Source organism: Caballeronia sp. BCC1704, from assembly GCF_902833455.1.
In the GTDB taxonomy this organism is placed as follows: Bacteria; Pseudomonadota; Gammaproteobacteria; order Burkholderiales; family Burkholderiaceae; genus Caballeronia.
Window position 1 is genome coordinate 21556 of sequence record NZ_CADFFT010000007.1, and the last position, 17871, is coordinate 39426.

A 17871-nucleotide genomic window follows, 5' to 3' on the forward strand; every position below is an offset into this window, starting at 1 on the left:
TTGCTTGCAGAAAACGAAAAGCCTTGTTATACTCCAAGGCTTTTCGCGCATTTGCGCAAAAAAGTGCGCCTTGTTTCTCGTAGCAGGGCGGACATTTTGAAATCAGCCCCGACCAATCGCAGTCGGGAATGGAGAAAACGATGAGCCTTGGACTCGTAGGTCGCAAGGTTGGCATGACCCGTATCTTCACGCCTGAGGGGGACTCGATCCCTGTCACCGTGCTGGACGTGTCGGACAACCGTGTGACGCAGATCAAGACCGTTGAAACGGATGGTTATACCGCCGTTCAGGTTGCATTCGGTACTCGCCGCGCTTCGCGCGTGACGAAGCCGTTGGCGGGTCACCTCGCCAAAGCCGGCGTTCAAGCTGGTGAAATCCTCCGCGAATTCCATATCGATACCGCCAAGGCAGGTGAACTGTCGAACGGCGCCGTCATCGGTACGGACATTTTCGAAGTCGGCCAGAAGGTTGACGTGCAAGGCACGTCGATCGGTAAGGGCTACGCCGGTACCATCAAGCGTTACAACTTCGCTTCGGGCCGCGCATCGCACGGTAACTCGCGTTCGCACAACGTTCCGGGTTCGATCGGTATGGCGCAGGATCCGGGTCGCGTGTTCCCCGGCAAGCGCATGACGGGTCACCTCGGTGACGTGACCGTCACGGTCCAGAATCTCGAAATCGCCCGCATCGACGCTGAGCGCAATCTGCTGCTCGTCCGCGGTGCTGTTCCGGGTGCGAAGGGCGGCAAGGTCTTCGTGACCCCCGCCGTCAAGACCCGTGCTGCGAAAGGAGCGAAATAATGGAACTTAAGCTCCTGAATGCCAATGGTCAGGAAGGCGCTGGCGTGACCGCATCGGACGTCGTGTTCGGTCGCGATTACAACGAAGCCCTGATTCACCAAGTCGTCGTCGCTTATCAGGCGAACGCACGTAGCGGCAACCGCGCTCAGAAGGATCGTGAGCAGGTCAAGCACACCACGAAGAAGCCGTGGCGCCAGAAGGGTACGGGCCGCGCTCGTGCCGGTATGTCGTCGAGCCCGTTGTGGCGTGGCGGTGGTCGCATTTTCCCGAACTCGCCGGAAGAAAACTTCTCGCACAAGGTCAACAAGAAGATGCATCGCGCAGGCCTCTGCTCGATCTTCTCGCAGTTGGCTCGCGAAGGCCGCATCTCGGTGGTCGAGGATCTCGCGCTCGAAGCGCCGAAGACCAAGCTGTTGGCTGATAAATTCAAGGCGATGGGTCTCGATTCCGTGTTGGTCATCACCGATACGGTCGACGAAAACCTGTACCTCGCGTCGCGCAACCTGGCCCACGTGGCGGTTGTCGAGCCGCGTTACGCCGACCCGCTCTCGCTGATCTACTTCAAGAAAGTGCTGATCACGAAGGCTGCGGTCGCTCAGATCGAGGAGTTGCTGTCATGAGCGAAGTTCGCAAAAACGATCATCGTTTGATGCAAGTTCTGCTCGCGCCGGTGATCTCCGAAAAGGCGACGCTGGTTGCCGACAAGAACGAACAAGTCGTGTTCGAAGTCGCGCCGGACGCCACGAAGCAGGAAGTGAAGGCTGCTGTCGAGCTGCTGTTCAAGGTCGAAGTCAATTCCGTCAACGTGCTCGTCACGAAGGGCAAAGCCAAGCGCTTTGGCCGCTTCAACGGCAAGCGCAAGGACGTGAAGAAGGCGTACGTCTGCCTGAAGCCCGGCCAGGAAATCAACTTTGAAGCGGAGGCCAAGTAATCATGGCAATCGTGAAAGTTAAGCCGACCTCGCCGGGTCGCCGCGCGATGGTCAAGATCGTCAACAAGGATCTGCATAAGGGCAAGCCGCATGCTGCGCTGCTCGACTCGCAATCCAAGTCGGCGGGCCGTAACAACAACGGTCGCATCACCACGCGTCACCAAGGTGGCGGTCACAAGCAGCACTACCGTATCGTCGATTTCCGTCGCAACAAGGACGGCATCCCGGCAAAGGTCGAGCGTCTCGAGTACGACCCGAACCGTAGCGCGAACATCGCGCTGGTTCTGTACGCAGACGGCGAGCGTCGCTACATCATCGCGCCGAAGGGCGTGGCGGTCGGCGCGCAGCTGATGTCCGGTTCGGAAGCGCCGATTCGCGCAGGCAACACCCTGCCGATCCGCAACATTCCGGTCGGTACGACGATCCACTGCATCGAAATGCTGCCGGGCAAAGGCGCGCAGATCGCGCGTTCGGCTGGTACGTCGGCCATGCTGCTGGCACGTGAAGGCATCTACGCGCAGGTTCGTCTGCGTTCGGGTGAAATCCGCCGCGTGCACGTCGAGTGCCGTGCAACCATCGGTGAAGTCGGTAACGAAGAGCACAGCCTCCGTCAAATCGGTAAGGCCGGTGCAAACCGCTGGCGCGGTATCCGTCCGACGGTGCGTGGTGTTGCGATGAACCCGATCGATCACCCGCACGGTGGTGGTGAAGGCCGCACGGCTGCAGGTCGCGATCCGGTGAGCCCGTGGGGCACGCCGACGAAGGGCTATCGCACCCGCAGCAATAAGCGCACGACGACGATGATCGTCCAGCGCCGTCACAAGCGTTAAGGAGTAGGCAATGACACGTTCTGCTAAAAAAGGTCCGTTCTGCGACGCTCATTTGCTGAAGAAAGTTGAGGCGGCTGCGTCCACGCGTGACAAGAAGCCGATCAAGACCTGGTCGCGTCGTTCGACGATTCTGCCGGACTTCATCGGTCTGACGATCGCCGTCCACAACGGCCGTCAGCACGTTCCGGTGTACGTCACGGAAAACATGGTCGGCCATAAGCTTGGCGAGTTCGCACTGACCCGTACGTTCAAGGGTCACGCGGCCGACAAGAAGGCCAAGAAATAAGGGGCTATCAAGATGGAAGTGAAAGCAATTCATCGCGGTGCCCGCATCTCGGCGCAGAAAACGCGCCTTGTGGCTGACCAGATTCGTGGTTTGCCGGTCGACAAGGCGCTGAACGTCCTGACGTTCTCGCCGAAGAAGGCGGCGGGTATCGTCAAGAAGGTCGTGCTGTCTGCGATCGCGAATGCGGAACACAACGAAGGCGCCGATATCGACGAGCTCAAGATCACGAGCATCTACGTCGACAAGGCCGCTTCGCTGAAGCGTTTCACCGCACGCGCAAAGGGTCGCGGTAACCGCATCGAGAAGCAATCCTGTCACATCACTGTGACGGTCGGGAATTAAGGAGCCATACGATGGGACAGAAAATTCATCCGACTGGCTTCCGTTTGGCCGTCAGCCGCAATTGGGCTTCGCGCTGGTACGCGAACAACAACAATTTCGCGGCGATGTTGCAGGAAGACATCGGTGTTCGTGAATACCTGAAGAAGAAGCTGAAGAACGCGTCCGTCGGCCGCGTCGTGATCGAGCGTCCTGCAAAGAACGCGCGCATCACGATTTTCAGCTCGCGTCCGGGTGTCGTGATCGGCAAGAAGGGCGAAGACATCGAGTCGCTCAAGTCCGAGCTGCAGAAGCGCATGGGCGTTCCGGTTCACGTGAACATCGAAGAAATCCGCAAGCCGGAAACCGATGCTCAGTTGATCGCCGATTCCATCACGCAGCAGCTCGAGCGCCGGATCATGTTCCGCCGTGCGATGAAGCGCGCGATGCAAAACGCGATGCGTCTTGGCGCCCAAGGCATCAAGATCATGAGCGCGGGCCGTCTGAACGGTATCGAAATCGCTCGTACCGAGTGGTATCGCGAAGGTCGCGTGCCGCTCCATACGCTGCGCGCCGATATCGACTACGCGACGTCCGAAGCGAAGACCACGTACGGCATCATCGGCGTGAAGGTGTGGGTCTACAAGGGCGACACGCTCGGCCGCAACGAAGCGCCGGTAGTGGAAGAAGTCGCGGAAGAGAAGCGTCCGCGTCGCAACGCACGTCCGGGTGGCGATCGCCGTCCGCGTCGTGACGGTGAAGGTGCGCCGGCTGGTGCACGCCGCGGCGGCCCCCGTCGTGGCGGCGCCGGCGGTGACGCGAAGAGTGGAGAATAACGATGCTGCAACCGAAACGCAGAAAGTATCGCAAAGAGCAGAAGGGTCGTAACACCGGCAAGGCGACGCGCGGCAACGCGGTGTCGTTCGGTGAATATGGCCTGAAGGCTATCGGTCGCGGCCGTTTGACCGCGCGTCAAATCGAAGCGGCGCGTCGTGCCATGACGCGTCACATCAAGCGTGGCGGCCGGATCTGGATCCGCATTTTCCCGGACAAGCCGATTTCGCAAAAGCCGGCAGAAGTGCGTATGGGTAACGGTAAGGGTAACCCGGAGTACTACGTCGCTGAAATTCAACCGGGCAAGATGCTGTACGAAATGGACGGTGTCTCCGAAGAACTGGCGCGCGAAGCGTTCCGTCTGGCTGCAGCCAAGCTGCCGCTGAAGACGAACTTCGTCATCCGCCAGCTCGGCGCCTAAGGAGTAAACGATGAAGGCATCTGAACTTCACCAGAAGGACCAGGCGGCGCTCAACAAAGAGCTGTCGGACCTGCTTAAGGCGCAATTCGGCCTGCGCATGCAACTCGCGACCCAGCAGCTCACGAACACGAGCCAGCTGAAGAAGGTTCGTCGCGACATCGCACGTGTGCGGACTGTCCTGACTGAAAAGGCGAACCAGAAATGAACGATAGCGTAAAAACCTCGCTCAAGCGGACGCTGGTCGGCAAGGTCGTCAGCAACAAGATGGACAAGACGGTTACCGTGCTGGTCGAGCACCGTGTGAAGCACCCGATCTACGGCAAGTACGTTGTGCGCTCGAAGAAGTACCACGCACACGATGACGCGAACACGTACAACGAGGGCGATCTCGTCGAAATCCAGGAAACCCGTCCGATTTCGAAGACGAAGGCCTGGGTTGTGTCGAAGCTCCTCGAAGCGGCTCGCGTGATCTAAAGCTGAAGTATCGCGATGCAGTAAGTAGTGTCGCAGTAAGTTTCGCTTGCAAGACCGAGATTATTTGTTATAATCTCGGTCTTCCCTCTTTGTGGGAGCCCCGTCGCGGGCGAAATTGGTGGGGGAAGCCGGTTCGGGCGCCAGCCTGTATCGACAGATTCACCGGATTGCGATGGCGGGTTTCGTCTGCCTTCGCTGCCTGTTCTAACCCAAGCAGCCGATTGGCTGACGGGACCAAGACTGACCGGATGTGCCATGGTGGTGCGACCGGATTAAGTTGGGAAAGATAAACCATGATCCAGACCGAAACTCGGCTTGAAGTGGCCGACAACACGGGTGCGCGTGAAGTCATGTGCATCAAGGTGCTCGGCGGCTCGAAGCGTCGTTACGCTAGCATTGGCGACATCATCAAGGTGACCGTCAAGGAAGCGACGCCGCGCGGACGCGTGAAAAAGGGCGAAATCTACAACGCCGTGGTCGTTCGCACGGCCAAGGGCGTGCGTCGCCAGGATGGCTCGCTGATCAAGTTCGACGGCAATGCCGCTGTCCTCTTGAATACCAAGCTCGAGCCGATCGGCACGCGTATTTTCGGGCCGGTGACGCGTGAACTGCGTAGCGAACGATTCATGAAGATCGTTTCGCTCGCGCCGGAAGTGCTGTAAGGAGTCGCGATGAACAAGATTCGCAAGGGTGACGAAGTCATCGTCATCACCGGCAAGGACAAGGGCAAGCGCGGCACCGTGCTGGCCGTTGCGGAAGACCGTGTGACCGTCGAGGGTATCAACCTCGTCAAGAAGCACGTGAAGCCGAACCCGATGAAGGGTACGACGGGCGGTGTGGAAGCCAAGTCGATGCCGCTGCACATTTCGAACGTCGCACTCGTCGACGCGAACGGCAAGGCATCGCGTGTTGGCATCAAGGTCGAAGACGGCAAGAAGGTTCGCTTCTTGAAGTCGACCGGCGCCACGCTCAACGCCTGATGCGGAGTTAAAAAATGGCTCGTCTGCAAGAGATTTATAAAGAAACGGTTGTGCCGCAACTCGTCGAAAAGTTCGGCTACAAGTCCATCATGGAAGTGCCGCGCATCACCAAGATCACCCTGAACATGGGCCTTGGCGAAGCCGTCGCTGACAAGAAGATCATCGAAAACGCCGTGGGCGACCTGACGAAGATCGCCGGCCAGAAGCCGGTTATCACGAAGGCGCGCAAGGCAATCGCAGGCTTCAAGATTCGTCAGGGCTACCCGATCGGCGCGATGGTGACGCTGCGCGGTCAAGCGATGTACGAATTCCTGGACCGCTTCGTGACGGTTGCGCTGCCCCGCGTGCGCGACTTCCGTGGCGTGTCGGGCCGTGCATTCGACGGTCGTGGCAACTACAACATCGGTGTGAAAGAGCAGATCATTTTCCCCGAAATCGACTACGACAAGATCGACGCGCTGCGTGGGCTGAACATCAGCATCACGACCACCGCGAAGACTGACGACGAAGCAAAGGCGCTGCTCGCCGGCTTCAAGTTCCCGTTCAGAAACTGAGGTTACCGTGGCTAAACTGGCACTGATCGAACGTGAAAAGAAGCGCGCACGCCTGGCCGCGAAGTACGCTCCGAAGCGTGCTGAACTGAAGGCTGTGATCGAAGACTCGAGCAAGTCGGACGAAGAGCGTTACTTCGCTCGCCTCGCGCTGCAACAACTGCCGCGTAACTCGAACCCGACTCGCAAGCGTAACCGCTGCGCAATCACGGGTCGCCCGCGTGGCACGTTCCGCAAGTTCGGACTTGCGCGTAACAAGATCCGCGAAATCGCATTCCGCGGCGAAATCCCTGGCCTCACCAAGGCGAGCTGGTAATAGGAGAAACATAAATGAGCATGAGTGATCCTATCGCCGATATGCTGACTCGCATCCGCAATGCGCAGATGGTCGAGAAGGTTTCGGTGACTATGCCCTCGTCGAAAGTCAAGGTTGCGATTGCGCAGGTTTTGAAGGACGAAGGTTATATCGACGACTTCGCAGTGAAGGCTGAAGGTGCGAAGACGGAATTGAATATCGCGTTGAAGTACTACGCAGGCCGTCCGGTGATCGAGCGCCTCGAGCGCGTGTCGAAGCCCGGTCTGCGCGTGTACCGCGGTCGCAACGACATCCCGCAGGTCATGAACGGCCTGGGCGTTGCCATCGTGTCGACGCCGAAGGGTGTGATGACCGACCGCAAGGCGCGCCAGAACGGCGTCGGCGGCGAAGTCATCTGCTACGTCGCTTAACGCCGAAGGGAGAAGAAACATGTCTCGAGTAGGTAAAAGCCCGATCGCGCTGCCGCAAGGCGCGGAAGTGGCCGTCAAGGGCGACGTCATCACCGTCAAGGGGCCGCTCGGCACGATCTCGCAAGCGGGCAACCCGCTGGTGACCGTGGCGAACGACAACGGTACGCTGAACTTCGCGCCGGCCAACGAAAGCCGTGAAGCGAATGCGATGTCCGGCACGATGCGCGCCCTGGTGGCGAACATGGTGCACGGCGTCACTAAGGGTTTCGAGCGCAAGCTGACGCTGGTTGGCGTCGGTTATCGTGCGCAAGCGCAAGGCGACAAGCTGAACCTGTCGCTGGGTTTCTCGCACCCCGTGGTGCACCAGATGCCGGAAGGCATCAAGGCTGAAACCCCGTCGCAGACCGAAATCGTGATCAAGGGGATCGACAAGCAGAAAGTCGGACAAGTCGCGGCGGAAGTGCGCGGCTATCGTCCGCCGGAGCCCTACAAGGGCAAGGGCGTGCGCTATTCCGACGAGGTCGTGATCCTCAAAGAAACGAAGAAGAAGTAAGGGTGCGCAATCATGGATAAGACTCAATCTCGCCTGCGCCGCGCTCGTCAGACGCGTATCAAGATCGCTGAGCTGCAGGTCGCGCGTCTCGCCGTGCATCGCACGAATACGCACATCTACGCGCAAGTGTTCTCGGCGTGCGGCACCAAGGTGCTCGCAAGCGCCTCGACGCTCGAAGCCGAAGTGCGCGCAGAGCTGGCCGACAAGTCGGGCAAGGGCGGCAACATCAACGCTGCAACCCTGATCGGCAAGCGTATTGCCGAAAAGGCCAAGGCTGCCGGCATCGAATCCGTCGCCTTTGACCGCTCGGGTTTCCGCTACCACGGCCGCGTGAAGGCGCTGGCTGATGCGGCGCGCGAAGCCGGGCTCAAGTTCTAAGGGAAGAATTCGTCATGGCAAAGATGCAAGCGAAAGTTCAGGCTGACGAACGCGACGACGGCCTGCGCGAAAAGATGATTTCGGTCAACCGCGTGACCAAGGTCGTGAAGGGTGGCCGTATTCTCGGCTTCGCCGCACTGACCGTGGTTGGCGACGGCGATGGCCGCGTCGGCATGGGCAAGGGCAAGGCGAAGGAAGTTCCGGTTGCCGTTCAAAAGGCAATGGAACAAGCCCGCCGCAATATGTTCAAGGTGCCCCTGAAGAATGGCACGTTGCAACACGAAGTTCACGGCAAGCACGGCGCTTCGGCGGTCCTCCTCGCTCCGGCGAAGGACGGTACCGGCGTGATCGCTGGCGGTCCGATGCGCGCAGTGTTCGACGTGATGGGCGTGCAAAACGTTGTGGCCAAGAGCCACGGTTCGACGAACCCGTACAACCTCGTCCGTGCGACGCTGGATGGCCTGCGCAAGCAGTCGACTCCGGCCGACATCGCGGCGAAGCGTGGTAAGTCCGTCGAAGACATTCTGGGCTAAGGTGGGCACCATGTCTGAAAAAACTGTCAAGGTTCAGCTCGTCAAGAGCCTGATCGGGACCCGCGAATCGCACCGCGCAACGGTGCGTGGCCTCGGCCTGCGTCGCCTGAACTCGGTCTCCGAGCTGCAGGACACGCCGGCAGTGCGCGGGATGATCAACAAGGTCTCGTACCTCGTTAAGGTCATCGCCTAAGCGGCCGACCACGGATCCAAGGAGTTGAACATGGAATTGAATAACCTGAAGCCGGCGGAAGGCGCGAAGCACGCTAAGCGTCGCGTCGGTCGCGGGATCGGTTCGGGCCTCGGCAAGACCGCGGGCCGCGGCCACAAGGGTCAGAAATCGCGTTCGGGCGGCTTTCACAAGGTCGGCTTCGAAGGCGGTCAGATGCCTCTGCAGCGTCGTCTGCCGAAGCGCGGCTTTACCTCGCTGACGAAGGAATTCGTCGGTGAAGTGCGCCTCTCGGATCTCGAGAAGCTGCCGGTCGACGAAATCGATCTCTTGGCGCTGAAGCAAGCGGGTCTGGTCGGCGAGCTCATCAAGAGCGCGAAGATCATCAAGACCGGCGAGATCAGCCGCAAGGTCACGGTGAAGGGCCTGACGGCAACGAAGGGCGCCCGTGAGGCAATCGAAGCCGCTGGCGGCTCGTTCGCCGAGTAACGCGCTTTCGCCGTTACTAGCACTAGCATCGGAGAAGGTTCTTGGCTAACAGCCCGAGTCTCGCAAAACCCGGTCGAAGCGCGGCGAAATTCGGCGATCTGCGTCGGCGTGCAGTGTTCCTGCTGCTGGCGCTGATCGTCTACCGCATTGGTGCGCACATTCCGGTTCCCGGCATCGATCCGGATCAACTGGCCAAGCTGTTCCAGAGCCAGTCGGGCGGCATCCTTGGCATGTTCAACATGTTCTCGGGTGGCGCGCTGTCGCGATTCACGATCTTTGCGCTGGGCATCATGCCCTACATTTCGGCGTCGATCATCATGCAGTTGCTGTCGATCGTGTCGCCGCAGATGGAGGCGTTGAAGAAGGAAGGGCAGGCGGGGCAGCGGAAGATCACGCAGTACACGCGTATCTTCACCGTGGTGCTCGCGACCTTCCAGGCGTTTGGTATCGCGGTGGCGCTGGAGAATCAGCCCGCTTTGGTGCTGGACCCCGGCATGGTGTTCCGGCTGACGACGGTCGTCACGCTGGTGACGGGCACGATGTTTCTGATGTGGCTGGGTGAGCAGATCACGGAGCGCGGTCTCGGCAACGGCATCTCGATCATCATCTTCGGTGGTATCGCGGCGGGTTTCCCGAACGCGATCGGCGGTCTGTTCGAGTTGGTCCGCACCGGTTCGATGAGCATCATCTCGGCGATCATCATCGTCGTGCTGATCGCGGCGGTCACGTATCTGGTCGTGTTCATCGAACGCGGTCAGCGCAAGATCCTCGTGAACTACGCGAAGCGCCAGGTCGGTAACAAGATTTACGGCGGACAGTCGTCCCATCTGCCGCTGAAGCTCAACATGTCGGGTGTGATTCCGCCGATCTTCGCGTCGTCGATCATCCTCTTCCCGGCAACCATCCTGAACTGGTTCAGTTCGGGTACGCGCACCAACTGGTTCGCGAACACGCTGCACGGCGTGGCCGAGGCGCTTAAGCCCGGTCAACCGGTGTACGTGCTGCTGTATGCGTTGGCGATCGTTTTCTTCTGCTTCTTTTACACCGCACTGGTGTTCAACAGCCGGGAAACCGCCGACAACTTGAAGAAGAGCGGTGCATTCGTTCCGGGTATCCGTCCGGGCGATCAGACTGCACGGTATATCGACCGCATCCTCACGCGTTTGACGCTGGCCGGTGCGATCTACATTGTGTTCGTGTGCCTGTTGCCTGAGTTCTTGGTGTTGCGCTGGAACGTGCCGTTTTATTTTGGTGGAACGTCGCTGCTGATCATTGTCGTCGTCACGATGGACTTCATGGCTCAGGTGCAGTCGTACGTTATGTCGCAACAATATGAATCGCTGCTCAAGAAGGCAAACTTCAAGGGCGGCAATGTCCCGATGCGTTAATTAAGGACTATGGCCAAAGACGATGTAATCCAGATGCAGGGCGAGGTGATCGAAAACCTGCCCAACGCTACTTTCCGGGTGAAATTGGAAAATGGCCATGTCGTCCTGGGACACATTTCTGGAAAGATGCGGATGCACTACATCCGCATCCTGCCGGGCGACAAGGTTACGGTTGAATTGACGCCTTACGATCTGTCTCGTGCACGGATCGTGTTCCGGGCGAAGTGATTTGAAAAAAGGGTAATATCATGAAAGTGATGGCATCGGTTAAGCGCATTTGCCGCAATTGCAAGATCATCAAGCGCAAGGGCGTTGTGCGCGTGATTTGCAGCTCTGATCCGCGCCACAAACAGCGTCAAGGCTGAACGCCGCGCTTTTGCTTGCGCTTTTTGTTTGAGGAAAAACAATGGCTCGTATCGCAGGGGTTAACATCCCGAATCACCAGCATACCGAGATCGGCCTGACGGCAATCTTCGGCATCGGTCGCACGCGCGCTCGCGGCATTTGCACCGCAGCTGGTGTGGAATTTTCGAAGAAGGTCAAGGACCTCACTGACGCAGACCTCGAAAAGCTGCGTGACGAAGTGGGCAAGTTCATCGTCGAAGGCGACCTGCGCCGTGAAGTGACGATGAACATCAAGCGCCTGATGGACTTGGGTTGCTACCGCGGCATGCGTCACCGCAAGGGCCTGCCCCTGCGTGGCCAGCGCACCCGCACGAATGCCCGTACGCGCAAGGGTCCGCGTCGTGCAGCGCAATCGCTGAAGAAGTAAGCGGAACTGACAGTTACAGGAAAACGTAATGGCTAAGGCTTCGAACAACTCCGCGGCGCAACGCGTTCGCAAGAAGGTTAAGAAGAACGTCGCCGAGGGCGTGGTTCACGTTCACGCGTCGTTCAACAACACCATCATCACGATCACCGATCGTCAAGGTAACGCTCTCGCGTGGGCGACGTCGGGCGGTCAGGGTTTCAAGGGCTCGCGTAAGTCGACGCCGTTTGCAGCTCAGGTCGCAGCCGAATCGGCTGGCCGCGTGGCGATGGAATACGGCGTGAAGAACCTCGAAGTGCGGATCAAGGGCCCCGGTCCTGGCCGTGAATCGGCGGTGCGCGCGCTGCATGGTCTTGGCATCAAGATCACCGCGATCTCCGACGTGACGCCGGTCCCGCACAACGGTTGCCGTCCGCCGAAGCGCCGTCGCATCTAACGCGATGACGCAAACGCATGCTCCTGCTGATGCGAAAGTATCGGCGGGATTCGTGCGTCGTGAATTGACTAAGCCCACCGTTCGGCCCAAAGGGTTCGGACTAGCGCGGACGAAAGTTCGCGTGATTAATTTTTAAGGATTCAACGTGGCACGCTATACCGGTCCCAAAGCCAAGCTGTCCCGCCGTGAAGGCACCGATCTGTTCCTGAAGAGCGCGCGTCGCTCGCTCGCCGACAAGTGCAAGCTCGACAGCAAGCCCGGCCAGCACGGCCGCACCTCGGGCGCGCGTACGTCCGACTACGGCACCCAGTTGCGCGAAAAGCAGAAAGTGAAGCGTATCTACGGCGTTCTCGAGCGTCAGTTCCGCCGCTACTTCGCTGAAGCCGACCGCCGCAAGGGCCCGACGGGCGAAAACCTGCTGCAACTGCTCGAGTCGCGTCTCGACAACGTCGTGTATCGCATGGGCTTCGGCTCGACCCGCGCTGAAGCGCGTCAGCTCGTGAGCCACAAGTCGATCATGGTGAATGGCCAGGTCGCCAACATCCCGTCGCTGCAAGTGAAGGCTGGCGATGTCGTCTCCGTGCGCGAACAGTCGCGCAAGCAGGCGCGTATCGTCGAAGCGCTGTCGCTGGCAGAGCAAGGCGGCATGCCGAGCTGGGTGTCGGTCGATGCGAAGAAGTTCGAAGGTACGTTCAAGTCGATGCCGGAGCGTAGCGATATCGCTGGCGACATCAACGAAAGCCTGATCGTCGAATTGTATTCGCGTTAATCGCGCGGCCTTCGCGCAGTAACCGGATCTGCAGCCGGGGAGCCTGATTGCTCGTGGCAAAGGGGCATCCCCGGCTGTGTATTTTCAGGTTGTTACCGGTCAGCCTTATCGGTGTAACGAGCCGAGGGTATTGAAAAGGAAAACCTATGCAAACCAGTTTGTTGAAGCCCAAGATCATTGCAGTTGAATCGCTTGGCGAAAGCCACGCGAAAGTGGTTATGGAGCCGTTCGAACGCGGCTATGGCCACACCTTGGGTAACGCGCTTCGGCGCGTGCTGCTGTCGTCGATGGTGGGCTACGCGCCGACCGAAGTGACGATCGCAGGCGTCGTGCACGAATACTCGACGCTCGATGGTGTGCAAGAGGATGTGGTCAACCTGCTGTTGAACCTGAAGGGCGTCGTCTTCAAGCTGCACAACCGCGACGAAGTTACGGTCACGCTGCGCAAGGAAGGCGAAGGCGTGGTCACTGCCGGCGATATCGAACTCGCGCACGACTGCGAGGTCATCAATCCGGAACACGTGATCGCTCATCTGTCGAAGGGCGGCAAGCTCGACGTTCAGATCAAGATCGAAAAGGGCCGCGGCTATGTGCCGGGCAACGTGCGTCGCTACGGCGAAGATTCGGCGAAGATTATCGGCCGCATCGTGCTGGACGCGTCGTTCTCGCCGGTGCGTCGCGTCAGCTACGCCGTGGAAAGCGCGCGTGTCGAACAGCGTACCGACCTCGACAAGCTCGTGATGAACATCGAAACCAACGGTGTCATTTCGCCGGAAGAAGCGATCCGTCAATCGGCGCGCATTCTGGTGGATCAGTTGTCGGTGTTCGCAGCCCTGGAAGGCACGGAAGCGGCAGCGGAAGCGCCGTCGCGTGCACCGCAGATCGATCCGATCCTGCTGCGTCCGGTGGACGACCTCGAACTCACGGTTCGCTCCGCGAACTGCCTGAAGGCCGAGAACATCTACTACATCGGCGATCTGATCCAGCGCACGGAAAACGAGCTGCTGAAGACGCCGAACCTGGGCCGCAAGTCGCTGAACGAGATCAAGGAAGTGCTGGCTTCGCGTGGCCTGACGCTCGGCATGAAGCTCGAAAACTGGCCGCCGGCCGGATTGGACAAGTAAAGTCTGCAAGTCATCGCGGACGTCGCGCTGTAACTGGCAAAGACGCGGATTTTGCTTTAAAATCCGCGTCTTGCTTTTTTCTTCGACCGGCCCGTGCGCCTTTCCGTGAAAACGGAGCGCAATAGAAGAGCTGGATCAAAACTCGTTAAAGGAACTGAAAATGCGTCACAAGCATGGTCTGCGGAAACTGAACCGCACGAGCAGCCACCGTCTGGCAATGCTCCGTAACATGTCGAACTCGCTGATCGAGCACGAAGTCATCAAGACGACGCTGCCGAAGGCCAAGGAACTGCGCAAGGTCGTCGAGCCGCTGATCACGCTCGGCAAGAAGCCGTCGCTGGCAAATCGCCGTCTCGCGTTCAACCGCCTGCGCGATCGTGATTCCGTCGCGAAGCTGTTCGACGTGCTCGGCCCGCGCTACGCGAACCGTCCGGGTGGCTACCTGAGCATCCTGAAGTTCGGTTTCCGCGTCGGCGACAACGCCCCGATGGCGCTGGTCCAGCTGATGGATCGCCCGGAAGTCGAAGAAACCGAAGAAGTTCAGGAAGCTGAATAAGTTTCGGTAGCAGTCAGCAAAAAGGCCAAGCTCAGCTTGGCCTTTTTGTTTTCGGCGGTACCTTTCCGTGGGCTGGTTCGGTAGTGAGGCGGCGCAGTCGGCGAATGCTACGATATTGGTCGTTACCTGCTTTTCTGGAGCCGCGAGTGAACGTTCCCGTCGTCCTGATGCTGACCACGTTGCCCGATGCCGAATCGGCGAACGCGCTCGCTCAGGGCATTCTCGAAGCGCGTCTCGCCGCGTGCGTCACCAAGCTCGGCGCGGTCGAATCGCACTATCACTGGAAGGGCGCGGTGGAGTCGTCGCAGGAAGTGCAGATGCTGATCAAAACGAGCGTCGCGCGGGCAGATGAGCTTCAGCGATTCGTCGCGCAGCGGCATCCGTACGAAACGCCCGAGATCCTTGTCTGGCAGGCGGACGCTTCGCCGGCTTACGGCCAGTGGGTCAATGCAGAAACGCAGCGTTCTATTCATGTTTGAGCTTTTCCGACTCTTCGGGCGTCGCGCGTGGGGCGCCTTGCTGCTGCTGGCCGTGTGCTGCGGTGTGATCGGCGCGGCGCGCGCTGCCGACGATTTCCTCGACCCGGCTGTCGCGTTCCGATTCAGCGCCTCCGAACAGCCGGGCGAAGTCGACGTGCGATACAAGATCGCCGACGGCTACTACATGTACCGCGAGCGGTTCGCTTTCGCGGTCAAGAACGGCGAGGCGACTATCGGCGCTGCTCAATTGCCGGCGGGCAAAGTCCACTTCGACCAGACGTTTAACAAGGACGTCGAGACGTATCGCGGCGAGTTGCTGATCCGCATTCCCGTCGCGCAGGCGAAGGGCCCCTTCGAACTGGCCGTGACATCGCAAGGTTGCGCCGATCAGGGCATCTGTTACCCGCCGATGGAGCGCACGTATCGCGTGAAAGGCGCCGCGTTGCAGCCTGCGGGCGCTTCGACGTCGAGCAAACCGGCGACGGATGCATCGCAATCCTTCTTCGAGCGCGCAACGAGCGCCGACTACGCGCAGTCCATGCTCGAAGGCGGCGGGTTCTTCGCCGTCGTCGGTCTGTACTTTCTGGCGGGTATGGTGCTGAGTCTGCTGCCGTGCTCGTACCCGATGATCCCGATTCTCTCCGCCATTATTGTCGGCGAGGGCGCGCGCGTGACGCGGGCGCGCGGCTTTGCGCTTTCCGTTTCTTATGTCGTCGGCATGGCGCTCGTGTACACCGCGCTCGGCGTGGCGGCGGCGCTAATCGGGCAAAGTCTCGGCGCGTGGCTCCAGAACCCGTGGGTGCTCGGCGCGTTCGGCGTCTTGCTTACCGTCTTCGCTGTCACGCTGATCTCGGGCGTCGATATCGCGCTGCCGGAGCGGTGGCAGAGCAGCGTGAACGAGGCATCGCAGAAGCGCAGCGGCGGCAAGTTCGCCGCGGTCGCCGTGATGGGCGCGTTGTCCGCGCTGGTCGTCGGCGCGTGCATGACGGCCCCGCTTTTCGCCGTGCTGGCGTTCATCGCGCATACGGGCAACGCACTGCTCGGCGGTGCGGCGCTGTTCGCGATGGGCATCGGTCTCGGTATGCCGCTGCTGGTTATCGGGCTCGGCGCCGGCTCAATTCTGCCGCGAGCGGGCGCATGGATGGACGGCGTGAAGGTTTTCTTCGGCGTCATGCTGCTGGCGGCGGCGTTGTGGATCGTGTGGCCGGTGATCGGCGGCGTCGCGCGTATGTTGCTCGGCGCGCTGTGGCTCTTGATTGCGGCCGCGTCGCTCGGCGTCTTCGGCGCGGTCACGGCTGGGCCGGCAACGGTGTGGAAGCGCCTCGGGCGCGGGCTCGGCGCGGTTTGCGTGATTTGGGCGGCCGCGCTTATCGTCGGTCTCGCGGCGGGATCGACCGATCCGTTGCAGCCGCTCGCCGTTCTGACATCGCGCGCCGATCCGTCCGCGACTGCCGCCGCGCGGAATCAATCGCCGACTTTCGCGCCAGTGCGATCGTCGACGGAACTGGACTCAGCCGTCAAAGCCGCCGCCCGCCCGGCGATGCTGGACTTCTACGCGGACTGGTGCGTCTCCTGCAAGGAAATGGAGAACCTGACCTTCTCCGATGCCCGCGTTCAGGCGCGACTCGCCCAACTGAACCTGCTGCGCGCCGACGTCACCGCGAACAATGCGGACGATCAGGCGCTGCTGAAGCGTTTCAAGCTGTTCGGGCCACCGGGCATCATTTTCTTCGACGCTCAGGGCAACGAGGTTTTGCGCGTCGTCGGCTATGAGTCGGCGGACACGTTCCTGAAGCGCCTCGACAAGCTCGGGCCTTCGAACGGCTAAAAGAAAAGGGCGATGCCCCAAGGCATCGCCCTTTGATCTTCCAAAGCGCAGTTTTACTTCGACGCGCGCAAAATCCGCGCAGCGTCCAGCGCAAAGTACGTCAGCACGCCGTCCGCGCCCGCGCGCTTGAACGCGAGCAGCGATTCCATCATTGCCTTGTCGTGATCGAGCCAGCCGTTCTGCGTCGCGGCCTTGATCATCGCGTACTCGCCGCTGACCTGATACGCATACGTCGGAAAGCGGAACTCGTCCTTCACGCGCCAGACGATATCGAGATACGGCATGCCGGGCTTGACCATCACCATGTCCGCGCCTTCCTCGATATCCATGCGCACTTCGCGCATGGCTTCGTCCGAGTTCGACGGGTCCATCTGATACGTCATCTTGTTACCCTTGCCGAGATTGCCGGCGGAGCCGACCGCGTCGCGGAACGGGCCGTAGAACGCCGACGCGTACTTCGCGGCATACGCCATGATGCGCGTGTGGATGTGGCCGTCGCTTTCCAGCATTTCGCGGATCGCGCCGATACGCCCGTCCATCATGTCCGACGGCGCGACGATATCCACGCCCGCTTCCGCCTGCGTGCGCGCCTGATCAACGAGGATTTCGCTGGTTTCGTCGTTCTTGACGTAGCCTTCTTCGTCGAGCACGCCGTCCTGGCCGTGGCTCGTATACGGGTCGAGCGCGACGTCGGTCAGCACGCCGAGCATCGGAAAGTTCTTCTTCAGTTCGCGCACCGCGCGCGGAATCAGACCATCGGGATTCGTCGCCTCGCGGCCGTCGGGCGTCTTGAGCGACGGCTCGATCGCCGGGAAAAGCGAAATCACCGGCACGCCCAACTCGACGCATTGCTCGGCGACCTTCATCAGCAGATCGACGGACGTGCGCTCGACGCCCGGCATCGACGGCACCGCCTGACGCACATTCGCGCCTTCGACGATGAACACCGGATAAATGAGGTCGTTGGTGGTGAGAATGTTCTCGCGCATCAGACGGCGCGAGAAGTCATCGCGGCGCATGCGGCGCGGGCGATGATGCGGATAAAAACTCATGACTCGACTCGGATTGACGTGCTTCAGGAGGAGATCCAAAACGTGCGCTGTGTGCCGCAAAGCCATGCTGGACAAGCCGGCGAGCGTTTCGGAGGCGATTTGAGACAATGGTATATCATAGCCAGCGAGCAAGGCGCTCGCGCCGCGCTCCCCGCTTCTCCTCCCTGAGCGGGTGCCTGTCGTTATTCGATAAGGCT

General features: G+C 60.3%; 31 protein-coding genes. 30 read left to right on the forward strand and 1 reads right to left on the reverse strand.

The genetic code is table 11. From position 1 onward, the window contains the following. The first annotated feature begins 140 nt into the window (after positions 1-140). The 30 genes from rplC to dsbD all read left to right on the forward strand — a co-directional run bounded on the left by rplC (position 141) and on the right by dsbD (position 16622). A complete protein-coding gene (gene rplC / locus HWX53_RS26435) occupies positions 141-800 on the forward strand; it encodes a 50S ribosomal protein L3 (protein WP_175946437.1) in 660 nt (219 codons plus the stop codon). Then, complete coding sequence (gene rplD, locus HWX53_RS26440) at positions 800-1420, forward strand: 50S ribosomal protein L4 (protein WP_175946439.1); 621 nt, start codon at positions 800-802, stop codon at positions 1418-1420. The genes rplC and rplD overlap by 1 nt, the downstream gene beginning before the upstream one ends. After that, positions 1417-1731: a 50S ribosomal protein L23 gene (gene rplW / locus HWX53_RS26445; protein WP_035967599.1), complete on the forward strand. Its 315-nt coding sequence runs from the start codon at positions 1417-1419 to the stop codon at positions 1729-1731. Before rplD ends, rplW begins: the two co-directional genes overlap by 4 nt. 2 nt (positions 1732-1733) lie before the next feature. Continuing rightward, the gene (gene rplB, locus HWX53_RS26450; protein WP_175946441.1) at positions 1734-2561 is read left to right on the forward strand and encodes a 50S ribosomal protein L2; all 828 of its coding nucleotides are present in this window, start codon (positions 1734-1736) and stop codon (positions 2559-2561) included. A gap of 10 nt (positions 2562-2571) precedes the next feature. After that, the gene (gene rpsS, locus HWX53_RS26455; protein ID WP_008343850.1) at positions 2572-2847 is read left to right on the forward strand and encodes a 30S ribosomal protein S19; all 276 of its coding nucleotides are present in this window, start codon (positions 2572-2574) and stop codon (positions 2845-2847) included. 12 nt (positions 2848-2859) lie between these two features. Beyond that, positions 2860-3189: a 50S ribosomal protein L22 gene (gene rplV, locus HWX53_RS26460; protein WP_007730533.1), complete on the forward strand. Its 330-nt coding sequence runs from the start codon at positions 2860-2862 to the stop codon at positions 3187-3189. A gap of 11 nt (positions 3190-3200) precedes the next feature. Continuing rightward, complete coding sequence (gene rpsC, locus HWX53_RS26465) at positions 3201-4001, forward strand: 30S ribosomal protein S3 (protein ID WP_175946444.1); 801 nt, start codon at positions 3201-3203, stop codon at positions 3999-4001. Positions 4002-4003: 2 nt separating this feature from the next. After that, positions 4004-4420 (forward strand): 50S ribosomal protein L16, encoded by a 417-nt coding sequence (rplP, locus tag HWX53_RS26470; RefSeq protein ID WP_035967605.1) that lies wholly within the window; start codon positions 4004-4006, stop codon positions 4418-4420. 10 nt (positions 4421-4430) lie between these two features. Further along, complete coding sequence (gene rpmC / locus HWX53_RS26475; protein WP_007180130.1) at positions 4431-4625, forward strand: 50S ribosomal protein L29; 195 nt, start codon at positions 4431-4433, stop codon at positions 4623-4625. Further along, the gene (gene rpsQ, locus HWX53_RS26480; RefSeq protein WP_035933074.1) at positions 4622-4894 is read left to right on the forward strand and encodes a 30S ribosomal protein S17; all 273 of its coding nucleotides are present in this window, start codon (positions 4622-4624) and stop codon (positions 4892-4894) included. Before rpmC ends, rpsQ begins: the two co-directional genes overlap by 4 nt. A gap of 293 nt (positions 4895-5187) precedes the next feature. Next, positions 5188-5556: a 50S ribosomal protein L14 gene (gene rplN, locus HWX53_RS26485; RefSeq protein ID WP_006998478.1), complete on the forward strand. Its 369-nt coding sequence runs from the start codon at positions 5188-5190 to the stop codon at positions 5554-5556. A 9-nt stretch (positions 5557-5565) separates the two neighbouring features. Next, positions 5566-5874, forward strand: a complete 309-nt coding sequence (gene rplX, locus HWX53_RS26490) for a 50S ribosomal protein L24 (RefSeq protein ID WP_175946446.1) — start codon at positions 5566-5568, stop codon at positions 5872-5874. A gap of 14 nt (positions 5875-5888) precedes the next feature. Further along, on the forward strand, positions 5889-6428 hold the full coding sequence (gene rplE / locus HWX53_RS26495; protein WP_159837176.1) for a 50S ribosomal protein L5: 540 nt from the start codon (positions 5889-5891) through the stop codon (positions 6426-6428). A gap of 7 nt (positions 6429-6435) precedes the next feature. Beyond that, the gene (gene rpsN / locus HWX53_RS26500; protein WP_175946448.1) at positions 6436-6741 is read left to right on the forward strand and encodes a 30S ribosomal protein S14; all 306 of its coding nucleotides are present in this window, start codon (positions 6436-6438) and stop codon (positions 6739-6741) included. 14 nt (positions 6742-6755) lie between these two features. Next, the gene (rpsH, locus tag HWX53_RS26505) at positions 6756-7151 is read left to right on the forward strand and encodes a 30S ribosomal protein S8 (protein ID WP_035967610.1); all 396 of its coding nucleotides are present in this window, start codon (positions 6756-6758) and stop codon (positions 7149-7151) included. A gap of 19 nt (positions 7152-7170) precedes the next feature. Continuing rightward, complete coding sequence (gene rplF / locus HWX53_RS26510) at positions 7171-7704, forward strand: 50S ribosomal protein L6 (RefSeq protein ID WP_175946450.1); 534 nt, start codon at positions 7171-7173, stop codon at positions 7702-7704. Between the two features lie 12 nt (positions 7705-7716). Further along, positions 7717-8082, forward strand: coding sequence for a 50S ribosomal protein L18 (gene rplR / locus HWX53_RS26515; RefSeq protein ID WP_035967614.1), 366 nt, complete (start codon positions 7717-7719; stop codon positions 8080-8082). Positions 8083-8096: 14 nt separating this feature from the next. Continuing rightward, a complete protein-coding gene (gene rpsE, locus HWX53_RS26520; RefSeq protein ID WP_061170928.1) occupies positions 8097-8615 on the forward strand; it encodes a 30S ribosomal protein S5 in 519 nt (172 codons plus the stop codon). A 10-nt stretch (positions 8616-8625) separates the two neighbouring features. Further along, positions 8626-8808: a 50S ribosomal protein L30 gene (rpmD, locus tag HWX53_RS26525; RefSeq protein WP_006400644.1), complete on the forward strand. Its 183-nt coding sequence runs from the start codon at positions 8626-8628 to the stop codon at positions 8806-8808. Between the two features lie 30 nt (positions 8809-8838). Further along, the gene (rplO, locus tag HWX53_RS26530) at positions 8839-9273 is read left to right on the forward strand and encodes a 50S ribosomal protein L15 (protein WP_175946452.1); all 435 of its coding nucleotides are present in this window, start codon (positions 8839-8841) and stop codon (positions 9271-9273) included. Positions 9274-9314: 41 nt separating this feature from the next. Then, positions 9315-10661: a preprotein translocase subunit SecY gene (secY, locus tag HWX53_RS26535; protein ID WP_175946454.1), complete on the forward strand. Its 1347-nt coding sequence runs from the start codon at positions 9315-9317 to the stop codon at positions 10659-10661. A 9-nt stretch (positions 10662-10670) separates the two neighbouring features. Continuing rightward, positions 10671-10889: a translation initiation factor IF-1 gene (gene infA, locus HWX53_RS26540; RefSeq protein ID WP_004521905.1), complete on the forward strand. Its 219-nt coding sequence runs from the start codon at positions 10671-10673 to the stop codon at positions 10887-10889. Positions 10890-10909: 20 nt separating this feature from the next. Beyond that, positions 10910-11026, forward strand: a complete 117-nt coding sequence (gene rpmJ / locus HWX53_RS26545; protein WP_004199844.1) for a 50S ribosomal protein L36 — start codon at positions 10910-10912, stop codon at positions 11024-11026. A gap of 41 nt (positions 11027-11067) precedes the next feature. After that, entirely contained in the window at positions 11068-11433 is a 366-nt protein-coding gene (gene rpsM, locus HWX53_RS26550) for a 30S ribosomal protein S13 (protein ID WP_175946456.1), read from the forward strand. Positions 11434-11461: 28 nt separating this feature from the next. Next, positions 11462-11866, forward strand: a complete 405-nt coding sequence (gene rpsK, locus HWX53_RS26555) for a 30S ribosomal protein S11 (protein WP_006052224.1) — start codon at positions 11462-11464, stop codon at positions 11864-11866. Between the two features lie 145 nt (positions 11867-12011). Beyond that, positions 12012-12635: a 30S ribosomal protein S4 gene (gene rpsD / locus HWX53_RS26560; RefSeq protein ID WP_159837171.1), complete on the forward strand. Its 624-nt coding sequence runs from the start codon at positions 12012-12014 to the stop codon at positions 12633-12635. Positions 12636-12781: 146 nt separating this feature from the next. Further along, positions 12782-13759, forward strand: coding sequence for a DNA-directed RNA polymerase subunit alpha (gene rpoA / locus HWX53_RS26565; RefSeq protein ID WP_159837170.1), 978 nt, complete (start codon positions 12782-12784; stop codon positions 13757-13759). 160 nt (positions 13760-13919) lie between these two features. Beyond that, a complete protein-coding gene (gene rplQ, locus HWX53_RS26570) occupies positions 13920-14315 on the forward strand; it encodes a 50S ribosomal protein L17 (protein ID WP_008344047.1) in 396 nt (131 codons plus the stop codon). 167 nt (positions 14316-14482) lie between these two features. Beyond that, on the forward strand, positions 14483-14794 hold the full coding sequence (cutA, locus tag HWX53_RS26575) for a divalent-cation tolerance protein CutA (protein ID WP_175946561.1): 312 nt from the start codon (positions 14483-14485) through the stop codon (positions 14792-14794). Next, positions 14787-16622 carry a protein-disulfide reductase DsbD gene (dsbD, locus tag HWX53_RS26580; RefSeq protein WP_175946458.1) on the forward strand — a complete coding sequence of 612 codons (1836 nt, stop codon included), beginning with the start codon at positions 14787-14789 and terminating at the stop codon, positions 16620-16622. The genes cutA and dsbD overlap by 8 nt, the downstream gene beginning before the upstream one ends. A 53-nt stretch (positions 16623-16675) precedes the next feature. Here the strand turns inward: dsbD and hemB are convergent, their stop codons facing one another. Continuing rightward, positions 16676-17674: a porphobilinogen synthase gene (gene hemB, locus HWX53_RS26585; protein ID WP_175946460.1), complete on the reverse strand. Its 999-nt coding sequence runs from the start codon at positions 17672-17674 to the stop codon at positions 16676-16678. Positions 17675-17871 lie beyond the last annotated feature (197 nt).

Bases quoted from the DNA above. Each gene is read 5' to 3' on its own strand.
- rplC (WP_175946437.1), top strand. From the start codon at position 141: ATGAGCCTTGGACTCGTAGGTCGCAAGGTTGGCATGACCCGTATCTTC.
- rplD (WP_175946439.1), top strand. From the start codon at position 800: ATGGAACTTAAGCTCCTGAATGCCAATGGTCAGGAAGGCGCTGGCGTG.
- rplW (WP_035967599.1), top strand. From the start codon at position 1,417: ATGAGCGAAGTTCGCAAAAACGATCATCGTTTGATGCAAGTTCTGCTC.
- rplB (WP_175946441.1), top strand. From the start codon at position 1,734: ATGGCAATCGTGAAAGTTAAGCCGACCTCGCCGGGTCGCCGCGCGATG.
- rpsS (WP_008343850.1), top strand. From the start codon at position 2,572: ATGACACGTTCTGCTAAAAAAGGTCCGTTCTGCGACGCTCATTTGCTG.
- rplV (WP_007730533.1), top strand. From the start codon at position 2,860: ATGGAAGTGAAAGCAATTCATCGCGGTGCCCGCATCTCGGCGCAGAAA.
- rpsC (WP_175946444.1), top strand. From the start codon at position 3,201: ATGGGACAGAAAATTCATCCGACTGGCTTCCGTTTGGCCGTCAGCCGC.
- rplP (WP_035967605.1), top strand. From the start codon at position 4,004: ATGCTGCAACCGAAACGCAGAAAGTATCGCAAAGAGCAGAAGGGTCGT.
- rpmC (WP_007180130.1), top strand. From the start codon at position 4,431: ATGAAGGCATCTGAACTTCACCAGAAGGACCAGGCGGCGCTCAACAAA.
- rpsQ (WP_035933074.1), top strand. From the start codon at position 4,622: ATGAACGATAGCGTAAAAACCTCGCTCAAGCGGACGCTGGTCGGCAAG.
- rplN (WP_006998478.1), top strand. From the start codon at position 5,188: ATGATCCAGACCGAAACTCGGCTTGAAGTGGCCGACAACACGGGTGCG.
- rplX (WP_175946446.1), top strand. From the start codon at position 5,566: ATGAACAAGATTCGCAAGGGTGACGAAGTCATCGTCATCACCGGCAAG.
- rplE (WP_159837176.1), top strand. From the start codon at position 5,889: ATGGCTCGTCTGCAAGAGATTTATAAAGAAACGGTTGTGCCGCAACTC.
- rpsH (WP_035967610.1), top strand. From the start codon at position 6,756: ATGAGCATGAGTGATCCTATCGCCGATATGCTGACTCGCATCCGCAAT.
- rplF (WP_175946450.1), top strand. From the start codon at position 7,171: ATGTCTCGAGTAGGTAAAAGCCCGATCGCGCTGCCGCAAGGCGCGGAA.
- rplR (WP_035967614.1), top strand. From the start codon at position 7,717: ATGGATAAGACTCAATCTCGCCTGCGCCGCGCTCGTCAGACGCGTATC.
- rpsE (WP_061170928.1), top strand. From the start codon at position 8,097: ATGGCAAAGATGCAAGCGAAAGTTCAGGCTGACGAACGCGACGACGGC.
- rpmD (WP_006400644.1), top strand. From the start codon at position 8,626: ATGTCTGAAAAAACTGTCAAGGTTCAGCTCGTCAAGAGCCTGATCGGG.
- rplO (WP_175946452.1), top strand. From the start codon at position 8,839: ATGGAATTGAATAACCTGAAGCCGGCGGAAGGCGCGAAGCACGCTAAG.
- infA (WP_004521905.1), top strand. From the start codon at position 10,671: ATGGCCAAAGACGATGTAATCCAGATGCAGGGCGAGGTGATCGAAAAC.
- rpmJ (WP_004199844.1), top strand. From the start codon at position 10,910: ATGAAAGTGATGGCATCGGTTAAGCGCATTTGCCGCAATTGCAAGATC.
- rpsM (WP_175946456.1), top strand. From the start codon at position 11,068: ATGGCTCGTATCGCAGGGGTTAACATCCCGAATCACCAGCATACCGAG.
- rpsK (WP_006052224.1), top strand. From the start codon at position 11,462: ATGGCTAAGGCTTCGAACAACTCCGCGGCGCAACGCGTTCGCAAGAAG.
- rpoA (WP_159837170.1), top strand. From the start codon at position 12,782: ATGCAAACCAGTTTGTTGAAGCCCAAGATCATTGCAGTTGAATCGCTT.
- rplQ (WP_008344047.1), top strand. From the start codon at position 13,920: ATGCGTCACAAGCATGGTCTGCGGAAACTGAACCGCACGAGCAGCCAC.
- cutA (WP_175946561.1), top strand. From the start codon at position 14,483: ATGCTGACCACGTTGCCCGATGCCGAATCGGCGAACGCGCTCGCTCAG.
- dsbD (WP_175946458.1), top strand. From the start codon at position 14,787: ATGTTTGAGCTTTTCCGACTCTTCGGGCGTCGCGCGTGGGGCGCCTTG.
- hemB (WP_175946460.1), bottom strand. From the start codon at position 17,674: ATGAGTTTTTATCCGCATCATCGCCCGCGCCGCATGCGCCGCGATGAC.